Origin of the sequence: uncultured Rothia sp., assembly GCF_963544205.1 — a bacterium.
Taxonomy (GTDB): domain Bacteria; phylum Actinomycetota; class Actinomycetes; order Actinomycetales; family Micrococcaceae; genus Rothia.
In genome coordinates, this window is the sequence record NZ_CAUUDY010000006.1 from 76,632 (window position 1) to 94,351 (window position 17,720).

Sequence of the window (17,720 nt, forward strand, 5' to 3'; positions counted from 1 at the left end):
CTCGCCCTATAGTTCCCACGCGGGGGCTGCGGCGGTGCTTGCCGAGCGCGCATCCTGACCGGTTGCCACGCCGGTGGAGACGGTGAAGTCCCACGGGTCGCTGTTGAGTGCAGACAGCTTCGTTTCGATGGTGAAACCGCGCTCAGCGAGCAGGGCGCGCAGGCGGTTTGCCGCCGACTGCAGCCAGAGGGATTCGCTGGCGGCGTGGGAGCAATCAATCAGGGCGATGTTACTGCCGTCAACTCGTGCGGTTTCGCGGAATTCGCTAGCGGGGTGGTGGCGCAGGTCGGCGGTAATGTACACCTGCGCGTCAGTGGCGCGCACAGCGTCGAAGAGGGAGTCACCGGCACCACCGCAGAGGGCGACGCGGCGGATCGGCTGGTCGGCGCGTCCGGCGATGCGCAGGCCACCGGCGGTTGCGGGCAGTGCCGCTGCGAGGCGTTCTGCGAGCTCCTTGAGGGTGATTTCTTCGGGCAGGGTGCCGAGGCGGCCGGTGCCTACCGAGTGTTCCTGTTCGTCGAGTACCTGGGTTTGTGCTTCGGTGAGCGGTTCGCGGTCAATCAGGCCGATAGCGTCGCAGAGTGCTTCGTTCACGCCTTCAACGGCGGCATCGGCGTTGGTGTGCGCGCCGAGCAGGCCGCATCCGCCTTCGATAAGGGTGTGCAGTACATTGCCCTTGTAGTCGCTGTCGGGGATGAACTTTGCGCCGCGTAGCAGTAACGGGTGGTGGGTGATGAGTAGCTGCGCGCCTTCGGCTACGGCTTCTTCAGCGGTGGCGGTGAGGGCGTCTACTGCGAAGAGGACGGTGCTCACTTTAGCGGCGCCACGTCCGGCGACGAGGCCGGATGCGTCCCATCCGGCGGCGAGCTGCGGCGGGAAGAGCGTGTGGAAGGCGTCGACGACTTCTGCGAGGGTGGGGGTTTCTAGTTTTTCAGTCATACCTCTATTGTGGCAGGTGGCGCGGCGGCAGCTCAGGAATATTATGCGGCTCGGCGGTGTTCTTCAGGTAGTGTGGTTTTATAGTTCAAGGAGGAATCATGACTGATGTTGTTCTTGCCGGCGGCTGTTTCTGGTGCCTGGATGCGGTGTACCGCCAGTTCCGCGGGGTTGAGGAGAGCGTCTGCGGCTACACGGGCGGCGATACTCCCGACCCCGATTATCGTTCGGTATGTTCGGGTACGACCGGGCACCAGGAGGCGCTGAAGCTCAGCTTTGACCCGCAGGTCATTGACCTGGATACGGTGCTGGATATTTTCTTCACGAGCCACGATCCGACCAGCTGGGATCGTCAGGGTGCGGATACCGGTTCGCAGTACCGTTCGGTGCTTTTCTACGCGGATGAGCAGCAGCGTGAGGCGTTTGAGCGTGCGGTGGCGCGTGCTCAGCAGCTGTACCCCTCCCCCATTGTTACGGAGATTAAGCCCCTGGGCGTGTTCTATGAGGCTGAGGATTATCACCAGAACTATTACGCGTTGAATCCGGCGCAGGGTTATTGTGCGTTTGTGGTAAGCCCGAAGGTGGCTCAGGCACGCCGTAATTTTGCGCATCTGCTCCGTTAGTCGGTGCGTCCGGTTCAGTCGAGGCGTATTACGTTGTTCACCCCGTAGCTGTCTTTTGTTGTGTGGCAGCTACGGGGTGTCTTCGTATGCGCCCGGCTATTTGTTGTTCTCCTGTGCTTTACGGTTGCTATAAGGTGCGCCCGGTATGATGGGGGTGTCGACTCACTCCCCCTTGTCCGTTGACCTCACCGAAAGACTGCTGATGACTAGCTCTTCTTCTAAGCCCGTCGCCTTGAGCCGCCGCGCCGTGTTGGGTGCGGGCGGTGTTGGTCTTGCCGCTGTGTTGTCTGCGTGTGCGCGTACGGTGCATCCGCCGGTTGATACTGCCGCCTCTGAGTCAGCGAGCGCGAGCGCCTCTGCTTCGCCGACGTTGCCGTCTGCGAATAAGTCGTATAAGGGTAAGGTCACGTTCGATAACTTTGAGAAGAACGGCGAGTACGTTCCTGCCACGGCTGAGAAGAAGGCGCAGAACGTGCCCAAACCGATCATGCCGGAGAAGGTGCAGGAGCTGAGTATTGACGGTATCTATGCGCTGATTGGCTATTGGATTTCTAGCTTTAATTATTTGGCGTTGACGGGTGATATTGAGCCGATGAAGAAGACGGATCTTAGCACTGACTACACCAAGGAGCTTGAGCCGATGATTAAGCTCTATGAGACGGGGCGCGGCTGGATTTATGACACGAGTGAGCCGATGTCTGTGTACCTGCTGACGGATACCCCCACGCAGATTGAGGGTGACCGTATTCTTTATTTCTGGCGTGCTCGTTCTCTGGTTGATCAGAATGCGAAGAGGCATCTGACGGAGGGCGATAACCGCGATAAGGCCCTTACGGGGGCTGAAGATTCTCAGGGTCAGGCGATGAGGATTGTTGTGGAGTATAAGGAGGGTGCTTGGTTTATGAGCACTCAGAAAGATAAGGATGGTGATAAGAGCACGGAATCTGCGAGCCCCTCGGCATCCTAGTCCACTAATTGCAGCTTTTTAGACCTTTCTTCACAAAAGGATGCAAGTGGAAACGTTTGATATCTATTTGCATACTTTAGGGTATGATGGGGTTGTCAACTCACTCTATTTCCTTTGTTGACTTCCTTTGAAAGGCTGATTATGACGAGCCCTTCCCCCATATCTACCCGTGTGAACCGCCGCGTGGCGCTGGGTGCGACCGCCGCTGGTGCACTTGCCGCGTTGACCGCTTGTGCCAGCGATATTCGTCCACTGGCTGATGGCTCGGCGTCTAACTCTACTTCCGGTTCTGCTAGTGCATCCGCGAGCGCTTCAGCTAGTGCCTCACCCAGTGCCTCGGCTAGCGCTTCGCCTTCTGCTTCTTCCGGCAAGCATTATAAGGGCCTCGTGAAGTTCGATAACTTCGAGAAGAACGGCGAGTACGTTCCGGCGACCGCCACTCATAAGGCGCAGAATGTGCCGAAGCCTCTCGTTCCGGCGAACATGAACGAGCAGAACGTTGACGGTATTTACGCGTTCGTTAGTTATTGGTTGGCGAGTTCCAACTATCTGCTAATGACCGGCGATACTGAGCCGCTGCAGAAGATTGAATCTGCGGATGCGCTGGAGAATTACCGGAATTTGACGGTTGCCTATGAAAATAATGCGGGCTGGCTCTACGGTGCGGATACTCCTATTATTCTTGAGTTGCTTTCTGATTCACCGCAGAAAATTTCCGGTAGCCGAATTCGCTATGACTGGTTGGGATACATGAGTTACAGCGCGGACATGAAGATTCACGCTGAAGGTCAGGGCCCTGATGAACCCTTTATGGAGGATAGCTCGCGGGAACTGACGAAGGTTGGTGTGGAGTACAAGGACGGTAAGTGGATTATGCTCACCGGCGATGAGAGCTCTTCTTCGGCGGCTTCCGATTCTTCTTCGAGTTCTTCTTCTGTCTAAGCACCTATCCTATGGGTAAGGTCTAACGGCTTAAGATAGGCTTCTCTCTCCCCCCCCCCCCCGGTAATGCACCGTGGGCGGGGGTTTCTTTATGCCGGAACTCGGTGATGCTTTGCTGCGGCATTTAGATTGCTTTGCAGCGGTATTAGGTTGCTTTGTCATCGGCACTCGATGACGGCTACTGCCGGGTATCTGTGTGTTTGCCGGTATGATGGAGGTGTCAATTCACTCAATTTCCTTTGCTGACTTCTTTTGAAAGGCTGATAATGATGAGCCCTTCCCCCGTCTCTGCTGGTGTGAGCCGTCGCGTGGCGTTGGGTGCTACCAGTGCCGGCGTACTGGCGGCATTGACTGCGTGCGCTAGCGATATCCGTCCGCTGGCTGATAGTTCCCCCTCCGGTGAGGCCTCGGCGAGTGCGTCCGAAAGCGCATCCGCGAGCGCTTCGGCATCGGCTTCGTCTTCCTCTTCTGATAAGTCCTATAAGGGCCTTGTGAAGTTCGATAACTTCGAGAAGAAGGGTGAGTACGTTCCTGCCACGGCTGAGAAGAAGGCACAGAATGTGCCCAAACCTCTCGTTCCGGCGAACATGAACGAGCAGAACGTTGATGGCATGTATGCGTTCATTGGCTACTGGCTGGCGAGCTTCAACTATGTGCTGATGACCGGTGATGCTGAGCCGATGAAGAAGGCTGACCCTGCAGATGTGTATGCGAAGAGCCTGCAGGAATTTACGTTGATGTACGAGAGTAATCTGGGCTGGATGTACGGTACGGACACCCCGGTTACTATGGAGTTGATTAGTAGTGCACCGCAGAAGCCTTCCGGTAGCGGCACCCGTTACTACTGGCCGGGCTACATGAACTACAGTGCAGATGCGAAGATTCATCGTGAGGGTAAGTCTGACCTACCTTTTAAGACGTCTTCTAGCCCGAATGGCAAGCTGATGAAGGCTGCTGTGGAGTATAAGGACGGTAAGTGGTTTATGCTTACCGGCAATGAGGGCTCTTCTTCGGCGGCTTCCGGTTCTTCTTCTAACTCTTCTTCTGTCTAGACCTCACCTTAACGGTTCAGGCCTAACGGTTTAAGATAGGCTTCTCCCCCGCCTGCGGTCATGCACCGTGGGTGGGGGTTTCTTTTGCCAAAAACCCAGGGAACACTCAGGGGAAACCCTGCGGGTGTTCGGGGTCGGCTGAGAGTGCCTCGGGTACGCTTAACGTATATACATTGACGTACTACATATGGTCTTTACCTGCAGGTTTGAGCCTCGTGCTGACGGCTTTGTGGGTGAAGGATCTGACGAAGGACTTCCGATGATTACTTTCTTCACTCGACGTACCGCTCTGGGTGTTGCTGTTGCGGGTGCACTTTCTGCGTTGACTGCGTGCGCTAGCGATATTCGCCCGCTGGCTGGCAGTACCGGCTCGGCTTCTCCGTCGGAGGCGGCGACCACCTCCGAATCTGCGTCTGCATCGGCGTCTCCTTCTGCTTCGGCGCCTGCGAGTGCTTCTGTAGCCTCGGGTCTTCCGTCTTCGGGTAAGTCCTATAAGGGTCCAATGAAGTTTGATAGCTATGAGAAGACCGGTGAGTACGTTCCGGCGAGCGCTACGCAGATGGCGCAGAATATGCCGAAGCCTGTTCCTCCGGCGAATATGAAGGAGCACAGCGTTGATGGTGCGTATGCTTTCTTGAGTTTCTGGCTGGCGAGCTTGAATTACCTCATGATGACGGGTAACCCTGGTCCGATTGAGATCGTTTACCATGATGGTTACGGCTGGGAGAAGTATCCCAGCACGATTAAGCTGTATGCGTCGGGTTTGGGTTGGGTGTACGGTACGGAAACTCCGTATATTGTTGAGCTGCTGACGGATGCGCCCCGTGAGGTGCCGGGTAGCAATAATACTCGCTTTATTTGGGAGGGCTATTCCTATATGGATCCCAAAATGATGCGGCATTACAATGGTCAGCCGGAGAAGGCGACGAGCGCTGATGAGTCGAAGAAGAAGGTGGCGAGGTTCCGACTGGATTACAAGGACGGCAAGTGGGAGTTGTCTAGCGCCGCATAGTTGCCGTATTACTGAAGGTTCCCTCGCATGCTGACTTCTCATGATGGAAGACCCCGCACCTGGTAAAACGCTGGGTGTGGGGTCTTAATTTTCTGAACATTCGAAGTGGTCACGGGGCTATTTGGTGGCTCTCGGGTAACCTTAAAGGTGTATACATTGACGTACTGATAGGTCTTTACAGGGCGTCTACGCCTGCTCTGGCGCACGGTGTTTTTATCTGTTCTGTATTGGTTCCAACGAAGGGCTTCCGATGACTACCTTCTTCACTCGACGTACTCTCCTGGGCGTGGGTGCGACCGGTATTCTTGCAGCGCTGACTGCGTGCACTACTGATATTCGTCCGCTGTCGCAGGGCTCGGGTGGTTCCTCTGGTTCAGCTTCTAATGCTGCTTCTGGCGCTACTTCTGGCGCGGCTTCCTCTTCTGTGAGCGCCTCGGCGTCACCTTCTCCTACCGATGATCACACGCCCGGCTCATACGTGGGTCCGATTAAGTTCAATAACTACGAGCGGAGCGGCACCTACATTCCGGCGAGTGCGGAGGCGCCGGCGCAGAACGTGCCGAAGCCTCTTATCCCGGAGAAGATGAAGGAGAACAGCCCCGAGGGTGCTTACGCTCTGATGGGTTATTGGCTTGCTTCCCAGAATTATCTGATTCTGACCGGCGATGTTGAGCCGCTGATGAAGGCGGATCCTGCGAAGGCTTTTTTGAGGAACTCTAGGACCATGATTAAGCTCTACGAGTCGGGTCTGGGTTGGATTTACGGTTCGGATCAGCCGTACAAGATTGAGATTGCGGAGAATGAGCTTCAGCCGGTTGCTAATAAGCAGGACCGTTATGAATGGCTTGTGACTGTTGCTTATGATCCTGCCGCTAAGTACCACATTGAGGGTGAGCCTGATGCGACTATCGTTGAGGAGGAAAAGACGATTCCTCGCACGACGAAGTTCATCATGGAGTACAAAGAGGGCATGTGGCGCATGCTCTTGGACAATAACAGTTAAATTCCGCTCCTTCTGATACTCACTACTTAAGGATTTCTGATGACGACTTTCCTTTCTCGGCGTGCAGTCCTACTAGCTGCCGGTGCGGGCGCTATTACGATGCTGAGTGCCTGCTCCAGCGATATTCGTCCGTTGGCTGATAGCTCCCCGTCTGCTTCTGGAGAGGCTTCCTCTTCAGCAAGTTCTAGCGCCTCTGCTAGCCCCTCCGCTTCTGCTAGCTCATCCTCTGCGGATGGTTCTTCTGAGAAGTCTTATCTGGGGCCGGTAAAGTTCGATAACTATGAGAAGAAGGGTGAGTACGTCCCCGCGGATGAGACGCACAAGGCGCAGAATGTGCCCAAGCCCCTCCCTCCGGCGAATATGCATGAGAAAACCATTGATGGCGCATACTCTGCCTTTAGTTTTTGGCTTGCCAGCGTCAACTATCTGGTGCTCACCGGTGACGATGAGCCGTTGAAGCAGGCTGACCCCTCCGGCAGGGATGTGAAGTCTTTCCATGATTATGTGACTTTTTATGAGTCCAATGAGGGGTGGTTTTACGGTTCGGAGCATGCGCTTCAGGCTGAGATTATGACCCCGCAACCTGAGAAGGTATCGGGTAGCGACTCCCTCTACTACTGGCGTATCACGCTGTCCAAAGATTCTAAGGCGATGATGCATGTTGAGGGTAAGGGAAACAGGCCTATGTACCAGAACACTTCCATGGAGCCTGAGCTTTCCGACCTGAAATTGTCGTATCAGGACGGCAAGTGGTTCACTTACCCCACCAAGGTACATGGACAAGGCTCTGCAAGCCCGAGCACCAAAACATCCGATGAGGCTAACGCTAAGAATGCCTAGAGCATCTTTGCTGAGTCCGTCTTAGGGGCGGGGATTCACCTCGCTTACAGGCGCATAAGATTTAGGGCTTAGGCCCATGACCCTACGCACTACTTAAGGATTTTTCATGGCAACTTTTCTTTCTCGACGTGCCGCACTAGCGGCTGCTACCGGTGCCGGTGCGGCTGTAGCGCTGACTGCCTGCGCTAGCGATATCCGCCCGCTGGCTGATAGCTCTTCTTCTCCTTCCGGTGAGGCTTCACCTTCGGCAAGTGCTTCTGAATCTGCGAGCGCATCCGCTTCAGCGTCTGCCGCTGATTCCGGCAAGAAGTCGTATAAGGGCACGGTGAAGCTCGACAAGTACGAGAAGAACGGCGAGTACGTTCCTGCCACGGCTGAAAAGAAGGCACAGAACGTGCCGAAGCCTGTTGTTCCGGAGAAGATGAACGAGGCAACCGTTGAAGGCATGTACCAGTTCCTCAGCTACTGGCTGGCGAGCTTTAATTACATGTTTATGACGGGCGATTACGAGCCGCTCAAGAAGGCTGACCCGTACTCCCACTATGCGAACGAGGGCAGCAATGCTGTTATCATCTACTCTTCCGGCAGGGGCTGGGTATACGACACGGATGCGCCGGTTACCGTTCAGCTTCTGACCGACGCCCCGAAGAAGGTCGCGGGCGGACCCAACCGCTACGATTGGCTCGGACGCATCATCTATGACCCCAACGCGAAGATCCACATTGAGGGTCAGGACCCCGCTCCCCTAGTCGATGGATCCACTAAGAGCGAGGCAACCAACTTCGCGACGGACTACAAGGACGGTGCGTGGTACATGCTCAGTGATGAGGATGCTGATGCATCCTCTTCCGAGAAGAGCAGCGCTAGCGCCTAAAACCCGCCTCTAAGCGGCTGGTTCTAAAAGTGAGGGAAGCTCCCGTATGCAGTTGAGATTGCATGCGGGGGCTTCCTCTTTACCTACGTGCGGTGGCGATGTTCCCTTATGCGTTCATGAGCGGACTTTGAACATGCGTCAGTTCCTTCGGGTACGCTTAAAAGTACACTGACAAACCGTTTAGGGGTTCTCATGCCTACTTTCGTTACTCGCCGCACCGCCCTGGGCGTTGCTACCGCTGCCGCGCTCGCCTCCCTGACTGCCTGCGCAAGTGATATTCGCCCATTGGAGGACCCGAGCGTAGTTGACCCGATGCGCCCCTACAAGGGTGACTTGAAATTCAATAGCTACAAGTCCACCGGAACCTACCGCCCCGCAAGCACCACGAAGAAGGCGGAGAACCCGCCCATGCCCGTTCCTCCCGAGAACATAAAGTCGAAAACAATCTCGGGCATGTATGCGGCGCTGGGCTACTGGCTCGCAGCCCTGAACTATCTGACGGTTACCGGCGACGCTACCCTGTTCAAGGACGTGGACCTAGACGGTATCTACGTACAGAAGATGAAGATATACGTAGACTTGTACGCGAAGGATGAGGGGTGGATGTACGGCACCGATACGCCGCTCTTGGCTGAACTGATCGAAGAGACTCCACAGAAGGTTGACGATGAGCAGTACCGTTGGAAGGGTATTGGCCGTAACCATAAGGCCGCCGTTCTCCATTACGTACCGGAGGACAGGGATATTCACATTGCAGATACGAGCGGCAGCTCTGCTAATGATGAGGTCACTTTTGTGTTGAATTATCGGAACAATACGTGGATGGTCACCATTGAGACGAAAAGCTCTTCGACAGCTGCCCCCGACTCCTCGGGCAGAAGCAATTCTGGCCTCAACGTTTAGGATGCAGTGGCATAGACACCGACACCACGTACGCCTAACAAACAGCACTTTTCGTTAGCTAACGCAGTTTTTGTAGTATTTTCCCAGGTTTGATACCCAAGAAATCATAAACATATCCAAATACACTAAGGTACTCTGAAATAGATACACCGATAATCTATTGAAGGGTACCTTATGTCCACCTTCGTGACCCGACGCGCCGCCCTTGGCATCGCCGCCACCGCCGCGCTCGCCTCCTTGACTGCCTGCGCCAGTGATATTCGCCCGCTCAGCGACCAGAGCACGCCCGATACACAGCGCTCCTACAAGGGCGAGCTGAAGTTCAACGGCTACGAATCACTCGGCACCTACATTCCCGCAACCAGCTCGAAAAAGGCGGAGAATCCACCCAAGCCTATTCCTCCCGCAAAGATGCGGGCCAAGACCACCGAGGGTATGTACGCCGCATTAGGATTCTGGGTGGCATCTTTCAATTACTTGCTACTCTCCGGCGATATTGACCCATTTATGGCCGTGGATACAAACCGAAACGATATCTACAAGGCAGAAGCCTTCGTTGAGCTTTACAAGAACAACACTGGCTGGATGTACGGCACCGATGCACCAATCTCAGCGGAGCTGACCGAGGACGCCCCGGAGAAGGTTAGCGAGCAGCAATATCGCTGGAGGGTCAGCAGCCGCTACCACAAGGGAGCAACAATCCACTACACAGACGGCAGGGAGCTAACCATGGCTTCGTTGACTGGCAACTCTGGTGATTATGATTTCTACCTTGCCTTGGAATATCAGGGCGGCGCGTGGACGGTCAGAAATGAACGAGTCAAGCTGGCCCCAATCTCACCCAGCTCAAGCAGCAGCACCTCCGACACCTCCGTTTAGAGCCCCGGTCATGTCGTAGCTGTGCGAGAGCCTCGGGCCCCGTGTTTTTCGCCATCTACCGCTGCTGTTACGGTCATGGAGGCACACACAACATTGGGCTGGCCGCTCCCCTGCGATATTCTGGAATTAGTTCAATACCGGCACATACCTTACTCACCTCAGAAAGAGCCCCATGTCTACCATGTATACCCGCCGCACCGCCCTGACCGCACTGGGTCTGGGTACCGCCGCGCTTCTTGCCGCATGTTCCTCGAACTCCTCCGAGTCTTCGGCAACCGCGAGCGCATCCGCTACCGAGTCTTCGACCGCAAGCGCTACCCCGTCTGCATCCCCCACTGCGGAGGCAACCACCACTGTTGAGCCTGGCCCCAGCATGAAGGGTGAGGTCGTTCTTGCTGACTATTCCTCCACCGGCACTTTTGAACCCGGCACCAAGGAGCACAAGGCAGCGAACGTCGCAATCCCCGTGGAGCCGGCGAAGCTGCGTGAGAACAGTGTTGAGGGTCTGCACGCGTTCATTGCGTACTGGCAGGCTACCCTGAACTACCTGCTGCTGACCGGTGACGGCACCCGCTTCACGAACATTGACCACACCGGCGACTACTCGACTGTGGCTGAGTTCTTCCAGAGCATGTACGCTTCGGAGACCGGCTGGGTTATCGGTTCGGAGCGTCCGATGGTTCTGTCGCTAACCGCTGACCGCCCGACTAAGGACACCCGCACCGGCTACTACACTTGGGCAACCGAGATGGTGATTGATGGTGCTGAGGGTGCTGGCGTGTACAGCAAGACCAACGATCGTGTGCAGCCGCTGACCGAGGTATTCAAGTACCCCGGCAAGCCGGTGGCTGGTCAGATTGTGGCACACTACCAGGACGGCACTTGGCGTATGGTGCGCCGTGCTCCGGGTACTGCGTCCGCTTCGCCGGCTCCGTCGCTGAGCCCAAGTGCTTCTGCTGAGGCGACTATTGCAGGTTCGGCGGAGGCGACTACTGCTTCTGCGGAGGCGTCGGCACAGTAGACCCAGAAGGCACTGTAGACTCCGGAGGGTAGTTTTCTGCTCCCCCTATACTGCCGAGAAGCTACATGTGTTTGAAACACATGTAGCTTCTCGCTTTTATTCTTTAATCAGATAAACAAAAAAGCCTGGCTTCCGAAGAAACCAGGCTTTTTCCTAGTGTGACCCCAACCGGATTTGAACCGGTGTTGCCGCCGTGAGAGGGCGGAGTACTAGGCCGCTATACGATGGGGCCGTGAGATTTACATCTCTTTTACCAGGTCTCCCTGGCAACACATATAACTATACAGAGGTTCCCAGAAACAACCAAATCGAAAAGCGGTGAATTGAATCACATATTTTACACTTAGTGCAATGCCCCAGCATGAGCTCCTGCTCAGCCACGAACAAGCACACGCACAAGCACATAGGCAAGCGCTCCCCCGGCGATATTTCAGCACCCGCCCCCCTGCTCCCCGACAGAAGCACCGGGACACAAAAACCCGGGCACAAAAATGCGCCCCGCGCAGTGTACGGGGCGCATCCGCTCAAACTAGAGCAAGAAACTATGCCTTACGGCGGCGAAGCACCATCACAGCGGCACCAGCAATCAGTGCAAACGCACCGACAGCAGCCAGGCTCAGAACGTTCTGGGCACCGGTCTTAGCCAGCGAGCCCTTGCTCTGAGGCGCAGACTTGGTCGCCGAAGCGCTCACCTGAGAATCAAAACCGGAGCTCTTAGGCTGAGACTCAGACTGTGCAGAAGAAGAGGTCTTCTTCGGAGTGGTCTTCGCGGTGGTTCCCAGCTGATTGTTAGCTTCCTCAGCCTTCGGCTGCTCACCCTTGGGCTGGTCAGCCGCCGGCTTCTCCGCTACTGCAGCAGGTGCGGAAGGCGATGCCGAGGCGTTGGTCGGGAATGCCGGCTCGTCAGCCTCATCGCGGTTATCTGCGTTACCAGCGTCCTTAGCGTCGTTGACGATTAGCGAAACAGCCGAATCGTAATTGCGGTTGGTAGCCACGTCAGAACCAGCGGTGACGGTACCGAGCATGTAGCCCTGGCTGTACTGCATGGTGTTCGCGGGAACACGCAGGGTTGCGTCGAAGGAGTACTTGCCGGTGCGTGCGTTGTAGACGAACGCGCTCGCCGGAACAATGGTGGACACCTTCTGGATGCTTGCCAGTTCGCTATCGGTCAGCTTGTCGAAGCCCATCGACCATTCGCCTTCCTTGACGAGGAACAGGCGAATACCTTCTGCCGGGGGCTTCTCAAAGTCGTAGCCGGACACGTGGAAGGTGTAGGGGCGGGTGATGTCGACGGTGCCCTCAGCGAAGTTCAGAGTGGGGTCAATCAGCACTGCGGTAGCCTGCTTCGGGTAGCCCTGGAAGGGAACCTTAGCGGGGTTAATGGTCGCGGTGGAGGTGAACTCACCCTCGGAAACCTCGGCGTAGAACTTCACGATGGAGTTCGGAACCAGCTTCTGCTGCGAGGAAGGAACAGCCTTGCCATTACGGTCCACGGTCGCCTTGGAGGTGTAGGTGTCGGTCATGGAGCCGTCACCGGTCTTCGAGTTCAGCACGTAAGGTACCGCTGCGGTGGTGTTAGCAATGTCCTGCTTGTCCACTGCGATGACGGAGCCGTCCGCGGTGATGGTCAGGTCGTTAGCCTTACCGCCGTTCATCTCAACCTCGCCAATCACGCGGTCAGTCTTAGCGTCGAAGATGGCGATCTTGCCGGTACCGAAATCGGTCACGTACACCAGGTCGCGGTCCTCGTCGTTCTCCATGGACAGCGCCTGGGTGCCGAACTTAACAAACTTCTTGAACGCACCAGTGGTCAGGTCGTAGACGGAGATACCGGAGTTAACGCCATCCACGCCCTGCGAGGAGACGTAAATTTCGTTCTCGGAGTGGTCAATGGTGACATCAGAGGGACGAACCTCAACGGAGGAGTTCTCGCCGCGAGTCTGAATAACCTGCTCAGTCTTGAAGGTCTTGGTGTTGATGACGAAGACCTTACCGCCGGTGCGCTCAGGCACGTACAGCTTGTCGCCATCAATGGTCATGTTCATGCCGACGTAGCGGGTACCGCCGTTGGGGGCGCCCTCCAGCTGCAGCTTGGTAACCTCGAAGGTCTTCATGTCGATTGCAGACACGTAGTAGCGGCCGGTCACGAACACCTTGCCGGAGTTGTGATCCACCAGCACGGAGCGGGGGTGCTCAATCCAGTTCGGGTCGCTCTCGGCGATACCGTGGTTAGTCCAAATCTGCTCCATGGTGTTCTGGTCGAACACGGACAGGGAGTTGTCGGTGGTGTTAGTAACCCACACGGTGCCGGACACGTCATCAACAGTGATGCCGTACGCGGAAATGTAGCCAAATTCGCCGTTCTTATCCAGCTCAAAGGGAAGCGCTGCTACTTCTTCAATCTGAAGAGTGTCTGCGTTGACACGAGCAATGGTGGAGGCGAGGTCGCCGCGTGCACCCACGCCGACCATCCAGATCTTGTTGGTCGCCTTAGAGTAGGCAACCTGGTACTGACCGGGCAGGCCCTGGGTAATCTGCGCGACGGATGCAGAAGTGTCAACAACGCGGCTCAGCGATGCGGTGGAAGGAACCGAGGCGCTGGTGGTCGCGGTCTGGTTTGCGGTGTTCGGTGCTGCGAAGGAGGCAGGAATCATGGCTGCGCCGGAGATTGCGAGCGCGAGGGAGCCGACAGCGAGCCCCTTCAGTGCTTTACCCGAGGAGGGAGTGAGGTTCAATGTGTGTCCTTCAAATGTGTAACGGAAGTGCTCACATGCCGCATGCGAATGCTAACGAGACACCCGTGAATACGCGGTGACATATTCGACGGCACGAAAAGCAGAAATGCAGGTAACGCATAAATTTACCTACCTTCTAATCCTCAGTGTTTTCTCAGGAAAATACAAGCAGCAACGTGGGTGTGTTTTGTGTTTTTGTAAGTGATCCCCTAATTCGCCTTCAGTATCACGTGAAGGTTGAGACGCTTCCCAGGTTTTTCCTTGCTCTTGCGGGCAAAAACCCAGGTCACGAGGGGTATTGTGATGCTTTTATATTTACACATTAATGTAAAAGTTTAGGCGAGGCGCGCCAGCGAGATTCACCACGGGTCAAACATTTTCTCGACATTCAAAACCTATATTTTTACAGGCAAGTGCACATATATAAATATGTCCTAAAACCACCTACCCAGCATTAGCCCAAGCGGGCACACAAAAGGCGGGTACCCCTCCCCCAGATTCGAAGAATCCGAAAGAGAAAATACCCGCCTTTTCACGCGTTATATCGAGCGATTACACCCGAAAACTAAACGCTACGCTTTATGCCTTGCGGCGGCGCATCACCAGGGCAGCACCAGCAATCAGAGCCACAGAAGCGAAAGCAACCAGCGGCATTACAGCGTTAGCACCGGTGTTCGCCAGAGCGCTACGCGAAGAACCAGCCTGCGAGGAACCTGCGTCGCTCTTAGCTACCGAAGAGCCACCGCCCAAATTATCGGAGCCACCTGCGGAGGAACCACCGTTCTTCACAGCCGAACCGGACTTATCAGCCTTCACAGCATCCGGAGCAGACTTGGAGTCCTGTGCACCGGTCTTAGCGTCAGACTTCTTATCCTCAGACTTAACGTCCTCAGACTTCTTGTCCTCTACCTTCGGATCTGCAGGCTTCGGGTCAGCAGGCTTCGGGTCAGCAGGCTTCGGGTCAGCAGGCTTCGGATCTGCAGGCTTCGGGTCAGCAGGCTTCGGGTCAGCCGGCTTCGGCTCCTCAGCCTTCACACCGGTCACCGTCGGGTAACCAGCGAACTGCAGCGAAGTCGGGGTGATACCCACCGGAGCTGCGCTCGCGTCGGTGTCCTTCAGGGCAACCTTGAACTTCAGAATGGAGTTAGCCTTCAGCTGCTGAACCGATGCGGGAACATCGTTACCCTGGCGGTCCTTGCCGGGCAGGGTGGTGTACTCGCTGGCGGTGGTGATCTCGCCGGTGGTGCCGTTGAGCACGTAGGGCAGGGTCACCTTCTCGTCGCGGTCCTTCTTGTCGAGGACCAGTACGGAGCCGTCCTTGAGCAGGGTCACGTCGTTCGCGGCTGCGCCGTTCATCTCGACCTCGCCGATCACCTCGTCGGCGCGGCCGTCAAAGACCGCAACCTTGCCGGTACCGAAGTCGGTCACGTACACCAGGTCGCGGTCCTCATCGTGCTCCAGGGCGAGTGCCTGGGTGCCGAACTTGACGAACTTCTTGAACTCGCCGGTCTGCAGGTCGTACACGGAGATACCGGAGTTGACGCCCTTCACACCCTGGGAAGAGACGTAAATCTCATTCAGCGAGTGGTCCACAGCAACGTCGGAGGGGCGAACCTCAACGTTGGAGTCTTCACCCTGAGTCTGGATGGTCTTCTCAACCTTGAAGGTCTTGGTATCCACGACGAAGAGCTTACCGCCGGTGCGCTCGGGCACGTACAGCTTGCCACCGTCCAGGAACAGGTTCATGCTGATGTAGCGGGTGCCGCCGTCGGGGGCGCCCTCGAGCTGAATCTTCTCAACCTGCTTGGTCTTCAGGTCAATTGCGGAGACGAAGAAGCGGCCGGTCACAAACGCCTTGCCGGACTCGTGGTCAACCAGAACGGAGCGGGGGTGCTCGATCCAGTTCGGGTCGTCTTCCTTCACGCCCTCGTTGGTCCAGATGAGCTTGAGGGTCTGCTGGTCGTACACTGCCACGGAGTTGTCGGTGGTGTTGGTGACCCAGACGGTGCCGTCCACGTCATCAACGGTCACACCGTATGCGGAGGTGTAGCCGTACTGGCCCTTGTCGTTCTTCTTCACGGGTAGCTCGGCGAATGCCTCGGTCTGCAGGGTGTCTGCATCCACGCGTGCCAGGGAGGAGGCGAGGCCGCCGCGCGCACCCACGGTGGGTACGAACAGCTTGTGGTTCTTCTTGGAGTAGCCAACCTGGAACTGGCCGGGCAGACCCTGAATGATGTTCGCAACGCTAGCGTTTGCGTCCACGGTGCGGTGTGCCTCGGTGGAGGGGGTGGTGGCGGTGTCAGCCTTGGTCTTGGTGGCGGTTGCCGGGTAGCCCTGGAACTCGCGAGTTTCGGGGGTGACCTGCTTGACCTCGGAGTTGTCGCCTGCGGTTGCGGTGACCTTGAACTTCAGGATGGAGTTCGCCTGAATCTCGGAGGTCTTGGCGGGAACCTCGTTGCCCTGCTTGTCCTTAGAAGGCTTGCTGGTGACCTGGCTGGAGGTGCTGACGGTGCCGGTGGTGCCGTCGAGGACGTAGGGCACGGTTGCGGTTGCGCCAGCCTGCTTGTCGACAGCAACTACGGAGCCGTTGGGCAGTACGACCAGGTCGTTTGCCTTGCCGCCGTTCATGGCGACCTCGGCAATCAGCTTGTCCGCTGCGCCGCCGTCAATCACGCCCACCTTGCCGGTGCCGAAGTCAGAGACGTACACCAGGTCGTTGGCCTCATCGTTATCGAGCGAGAGCGCCTGGGTGCCGAAGGGAATGAACTTCTTGAACTCGTAGGTGGTCGCATCGTACACGGATACACCGGAGTTCTCGCCCTTCACGCCCTGGGAGGAGACGTAAATTTCGTTCTGCGAGTGGTCAATAGCCACGTCGGAGGGGCGAACCTCGCCGTCCTTATCGCCCTTCACAGAGATGGTCTTCTCGACCTTGAAGGTCTTGGTGTCGATCACGAAGAGTTTGCCGCCGGTGCGTTCGGGCACGTACAGCTTGCCGCCGTCCACCAGAATGTTCATGCTGATGTAGCGGGTACCGCCATCGGGTGCACCCTCAAGCTGAATCTTCTCGACCTTCTTGGTCTTCAGATCGATAGCCGAGACAAAGAAGCGACCGGTCACGAAAGCCTTACCCGACTCGTGATCGACACGCACCTCGCGGGGGTGCTCAATCCAGTTCGGGTCGTCCTTGCTCAGACCCGCATTGGTCCACAGCTGCTTCATGGTCGCCTGATCATACACGGCAACGGAGTTATCGCGGGTGCTGGTCACCCACACGGTACCTTCCTCGTCATCGACGGTGATACCGTACGCACCCTCGTAGGAGTAGCCCTTGTCGTTCTTGACGATGGGCAACTCGGCGACAGCCTCAATCTTCAGGGAGTTCGCGTCAATACGAGCAATAGTGGAAACGTGCTCGTCGCGGTCAGCGGTGCCCGCAACCCAAATCTTGTTGGTCTTCTTGGAATATGCGACCTGGAACTGGCCGGGCAGGCCCTGAGTGATCTTAGCCATCGCCTTATCGGTGATGGTGCGAGCGTCAGTGCTCTGGCTTGCCGCCGGGATGGAGTCTGCCGCGAACGATGCGGGGATGGTGGCAACACCTGAAATTGCCAGTGCCAGCGATCCAACAGCGAGGCCCTTGAATGCCTTGCTCGAAGCGAGGTTCATATGTATGTCCTTTTTCGTGGGTGGTGTGTGGAGGTGCGTCTCTCCCCCGCCTACGGGGGGGGGCGGTGAGGCGCGGTGTTTTTCTGCCTTTGCGGCGGGTGTTTCGTGCACCCACAAGGAGTGAACTAGCCTTCACACAGTATTAAGTAAGGCAACCATTAATTTACCTTCTAGGTAATACTTACTTAGCTTCCAGGTTTTTGCAAGATTTCAGGTATATATGACGCAAAATTTCATATGACAGGCACAGCCTGTCACTAAAAC

14 protein-coding genes and 1 tRNA gene are annotated in these 17,720 nt (G+C 56.5%); 11 read left to right on the forward strand and 4 right to left on the reverse strand.

Annotation, left to right across the window (positions count from 1 at the left end; all coding sequences use genetic code 11):
• Nucleotides 1–6: 6 nt before the first annotated feature.
• Nucleotides 7–939, reverse strand: a complete 933-nt coding sequence (locus tag RWZ58_RS04855) for a Nif3-like dinuclear metal center hexameric protein (RefSeq protein ID WP_303940549.1) — start codon at nt 937–939, stop codon at nt 7–9.
• 98 nt (nt 940–1,037) lie between these two features.
• Between RWZ58_RS04855 and msrA the strand changes: the two genes are divergently transcribed.
• The 11 genes from msrA (at nt 1,038) to RWZ58_RS04910 (ending at nt 11,052) form a co-directional block, all read left to right on the forward strand.
• A complete protein-coding gene (gene msrA / locus RWZ58_RS04860; protein WP_303940552.1) occupies nt 1,038–1,559 on the forward strand; it encodes a peptide-methionine (S)-S-oxide reductase MsrA in 522 nt (173 codons plus the stop codon).
• A 202-nt stretch (nt 1,560–1,761) separates the two neighbouring features.
• Nucleotides 1,762–2,526, forward strand: coding sequence for a DUF6318 family protein (locus RWZ58_RS04865; RefSeq protein ID WP_303975931.1), 765 nt, complete (start codon nt 1,762–1,764; stop codon nt 2,524–2,526).
• A gap of 141 nt (nt 2,527–2,667) precedes the next feature.
• Nucleotides 2,668–3,468, forward strand: coding sequence for a DUF6318 family protein (locus tag RWZ58_RS04870; protein ID WP_005507520.1), 801 nt, complete (start codon nt 2,668–2,670; stop codon nt 3,466–3,468).
• Between the two features lie 266 nt (nt 3,469–3,734).
• Nucleotides 3,735–4,520, forward strand: a complete 786-nt coding sequence (locus RWZ58_RS04875) for a DUF6318 family protein (RefSeq protein WP_102033859.1) — start codon at nt 3,735–3,737, stop codon at nt 4,518–4,520.
• Nucleotides 4,521–4,779: 259 nt separating this feature from the next.
• Complete coding sequence (locus RWZ58_RS04880) at nt 4,780–5,532, forward strand: DUF6318 family protein (protein ID WP_314657831.1); 753 nt, start codon at nt 4,780–4,782, stop codon at nt 5,530–5,532.
• Between the two features lie 250 nt (nt 5,533–5,782).
• Nucleotides 5,783–6,535, forward strand: a complete 753-nt coding sequence (locus RWZ58_RS04885) for a DUF6318 family protein (RefSeq protein WP_314657832.1) — start codon at nt 5,783–5,785, stop codon at nt 6,533–6,535.
• A 39-nt stretch (nt 6,536–6,574) separates the two neighbouring features.
• Nucleotides 6,575–7,375, forward strand: coding sequence for a DUF6318 family protein (locus tag RWZ58_RS04890; protein ID WP_314657833.1), 801 nt, complete (start codon nt 6,575–6,577; stop codon nt 7,373–7,375).
• Nucleotides 7,376–7,481: 106 nt separating this feature from the next.
• Nucleotides 7,482–8,249, forward strand: coding sequence for a DUF6318 family protein (locus RWZ58_RS04895; protein ID WP_314423587.1), 768 nt, complete (start codon nt 7,482–7,484; stop codon nt 8,247–8,249).
• A 192-nt stretch (nt 8,250–8,441) separates the two neighbouring features.
• Entirely contained in the window at nt 8,442–9,152 is a 711-nt protein-coding gene (locus RWZ58_RS04900) for a DUF6318 family protein (RefSeq protein ID WP_314423584.1), read from the forward strand.
• 174 nt (nt 9,153–9,326) lie between these two features.
• Complete coding sequence (locus RWZ58_RS04905) at nt 9,327–10,031, forward strand: DUF6318 family protein (RefSeq protein ID WP_314657835.1); 705 nt, start codon at nt 9,327–9,329, stop codon at nt 10,029–10,031.
• Between the two features lie 172 nt (nt 10,032–10,203).
• On the forward strand, nt 10,204–11,052 hold the full coding sequence (locus RWZ58_RS04910) for a DUF6318 family protein (RefSeq protein ID WP_314657837.1): 849 nt from the start codon (nt 10,204–10,206) through the stop codon (nt 11,050–11,052).
• 159 nt (nt 11,053–11,211) lie between these two features.
• On the opposite strand, the gene RWZ58_RS04915 is transcribed toward RWZ58_RS04910, so the two are convergent.
• The 3 genes from RWZ58_RS04915 to RWZ58_RS04925 form a co-directional block, all read right to left on the reverse strand.
• A tRNA-Glu gene (locus tag RWZ58_RS04915) sits at nt 11,212–11,284 on the reverse strand.
• Between the two features lie 310 nt (nt 11,285–11,594).
• On the reverse strand, nt 11,595–13,787 hold the full coding sequence (locus tag RWZ58_RS04920; protein WP_314657838.1) for an LPXTG cell wall anchor domain-containing protein: 2,193 nt from the start codon (nt 13,785–13,787) through the stop codon (nt 11,595–11,597).
• A gap of 579 nt (nt 13,788–14,366) precedes the next feature.
• Entirely contained in the window at nt 14,367–17,456 is a 3,090-nt protein-coding gene (locus RWZ58_RS04925; RefSeq protein ID WP_314657839.1) for a DUF5074 domain-containing protein, read from the reverse strand.
• Nucleotides 17,457–17,720 lie beyond the last annotated feature (264 nt).

What these genes read in the sequence shown, in the direction of transcription:
- RWZ58_RS04855 (WP_303940549.1), bottom strand. Translation starts at nt 939, where the DNA reads ATGACTGAAAAACTAGAAACCCCCACCCTCGCAGAAGTCGTCGACGCC.
- msrA (WP_303940552.1), top strand. Translation starts at nt 1,038, where the DNA reads ATGACTGATGTTGTTCTTGCCGGCGGCTGTTTCTGGTGCCTGGATGCG.
- RWZ58_RS04865 (WP_303975931.1), top strand. Translation starts at nt 1,762, where the DNA reads ATGACTAGCTCTTCTTCTAAGCCCGTCGCCTTGAGCCGCCGCGCCGTG.
- RWZ58_RS04870 (WP_005507520.1), top strand. Translation starts at nt 2,668, where the DNA reads ATGACGAGCCCTTCCCCCATATCTACCCGTGTGAACCGCCGCGTGGCG.
- RWZ58_RS04875 (WP_102033859.1), top strand. Translation starts at nt 3,735, where the DNA reads ATGATGAGCCCTTCCCCCGTCTCTGCTGGTGTGAGCCGTCGCGTGGCG.
- RWZ58_RS04880 (WP_314657831.1), top strand. Translation starts at nt 4,780, where the DNA reads ATGATTACTTTCTTCACTCGACGTACCGCTCTGGGTGTTGCTGTTGCG.
- RWZ58_RS04885 (WP_314657832.1), top strand. Translation starts at nt 5,783, where the DNA reads ATGACTACCTTCTTCACTCGACGTACTCTCCTGGGCGTGGGTGCGACC.
- RWZ58_RS04890 (WP_314657833.1), top strand. Translation starts at nt 6,575, where the DNA reads ATGACGACTTTCCTTTCTCGGCGTGCAGTCCTACTAGCTGCCGGTGCG.
- RWZ58_RS04895 (WP_314423587.1), top strand. Translation starts at nt 7,482, where the DNA reads ATGGCAACTTTTCTTTCTCGACGTGCCGCACTAGCGGCTGCTACCGGT.
- RWZ58_RS04900 (WP_314423584.1), top strand. Translation starts at nt 8,442, where the DNA reads ATGCCTACTTTCGTTACTCGCCGCACCGCCCTGGGCGTTGCTACCGCT.
- RWZ58_RS04905 (WP_314657835.1), top strand. Translation starts at nt 9,327, where the DNA reads ATGTCCACCTTCGTGACCCGACGCGCCGCCCTTGGCATCGCCGCCACC.
- RWZ58_RS04910 (WP_314657837.1), top strand. Translation starts at nt 10,204, where the DNA reads ATGTCTACCATGTATACCCGCCGCACCGCCCTGACCGCACTGGGTCTG.
- RWZ58_RS04925 (WP_314657839.1), bottom strand. Translation starts at nt 17,456, where the DNA reads ATGAACCTCGCTTCGAGCAAGGCATTCAAGGGCCTCGCTGTTGGATCG.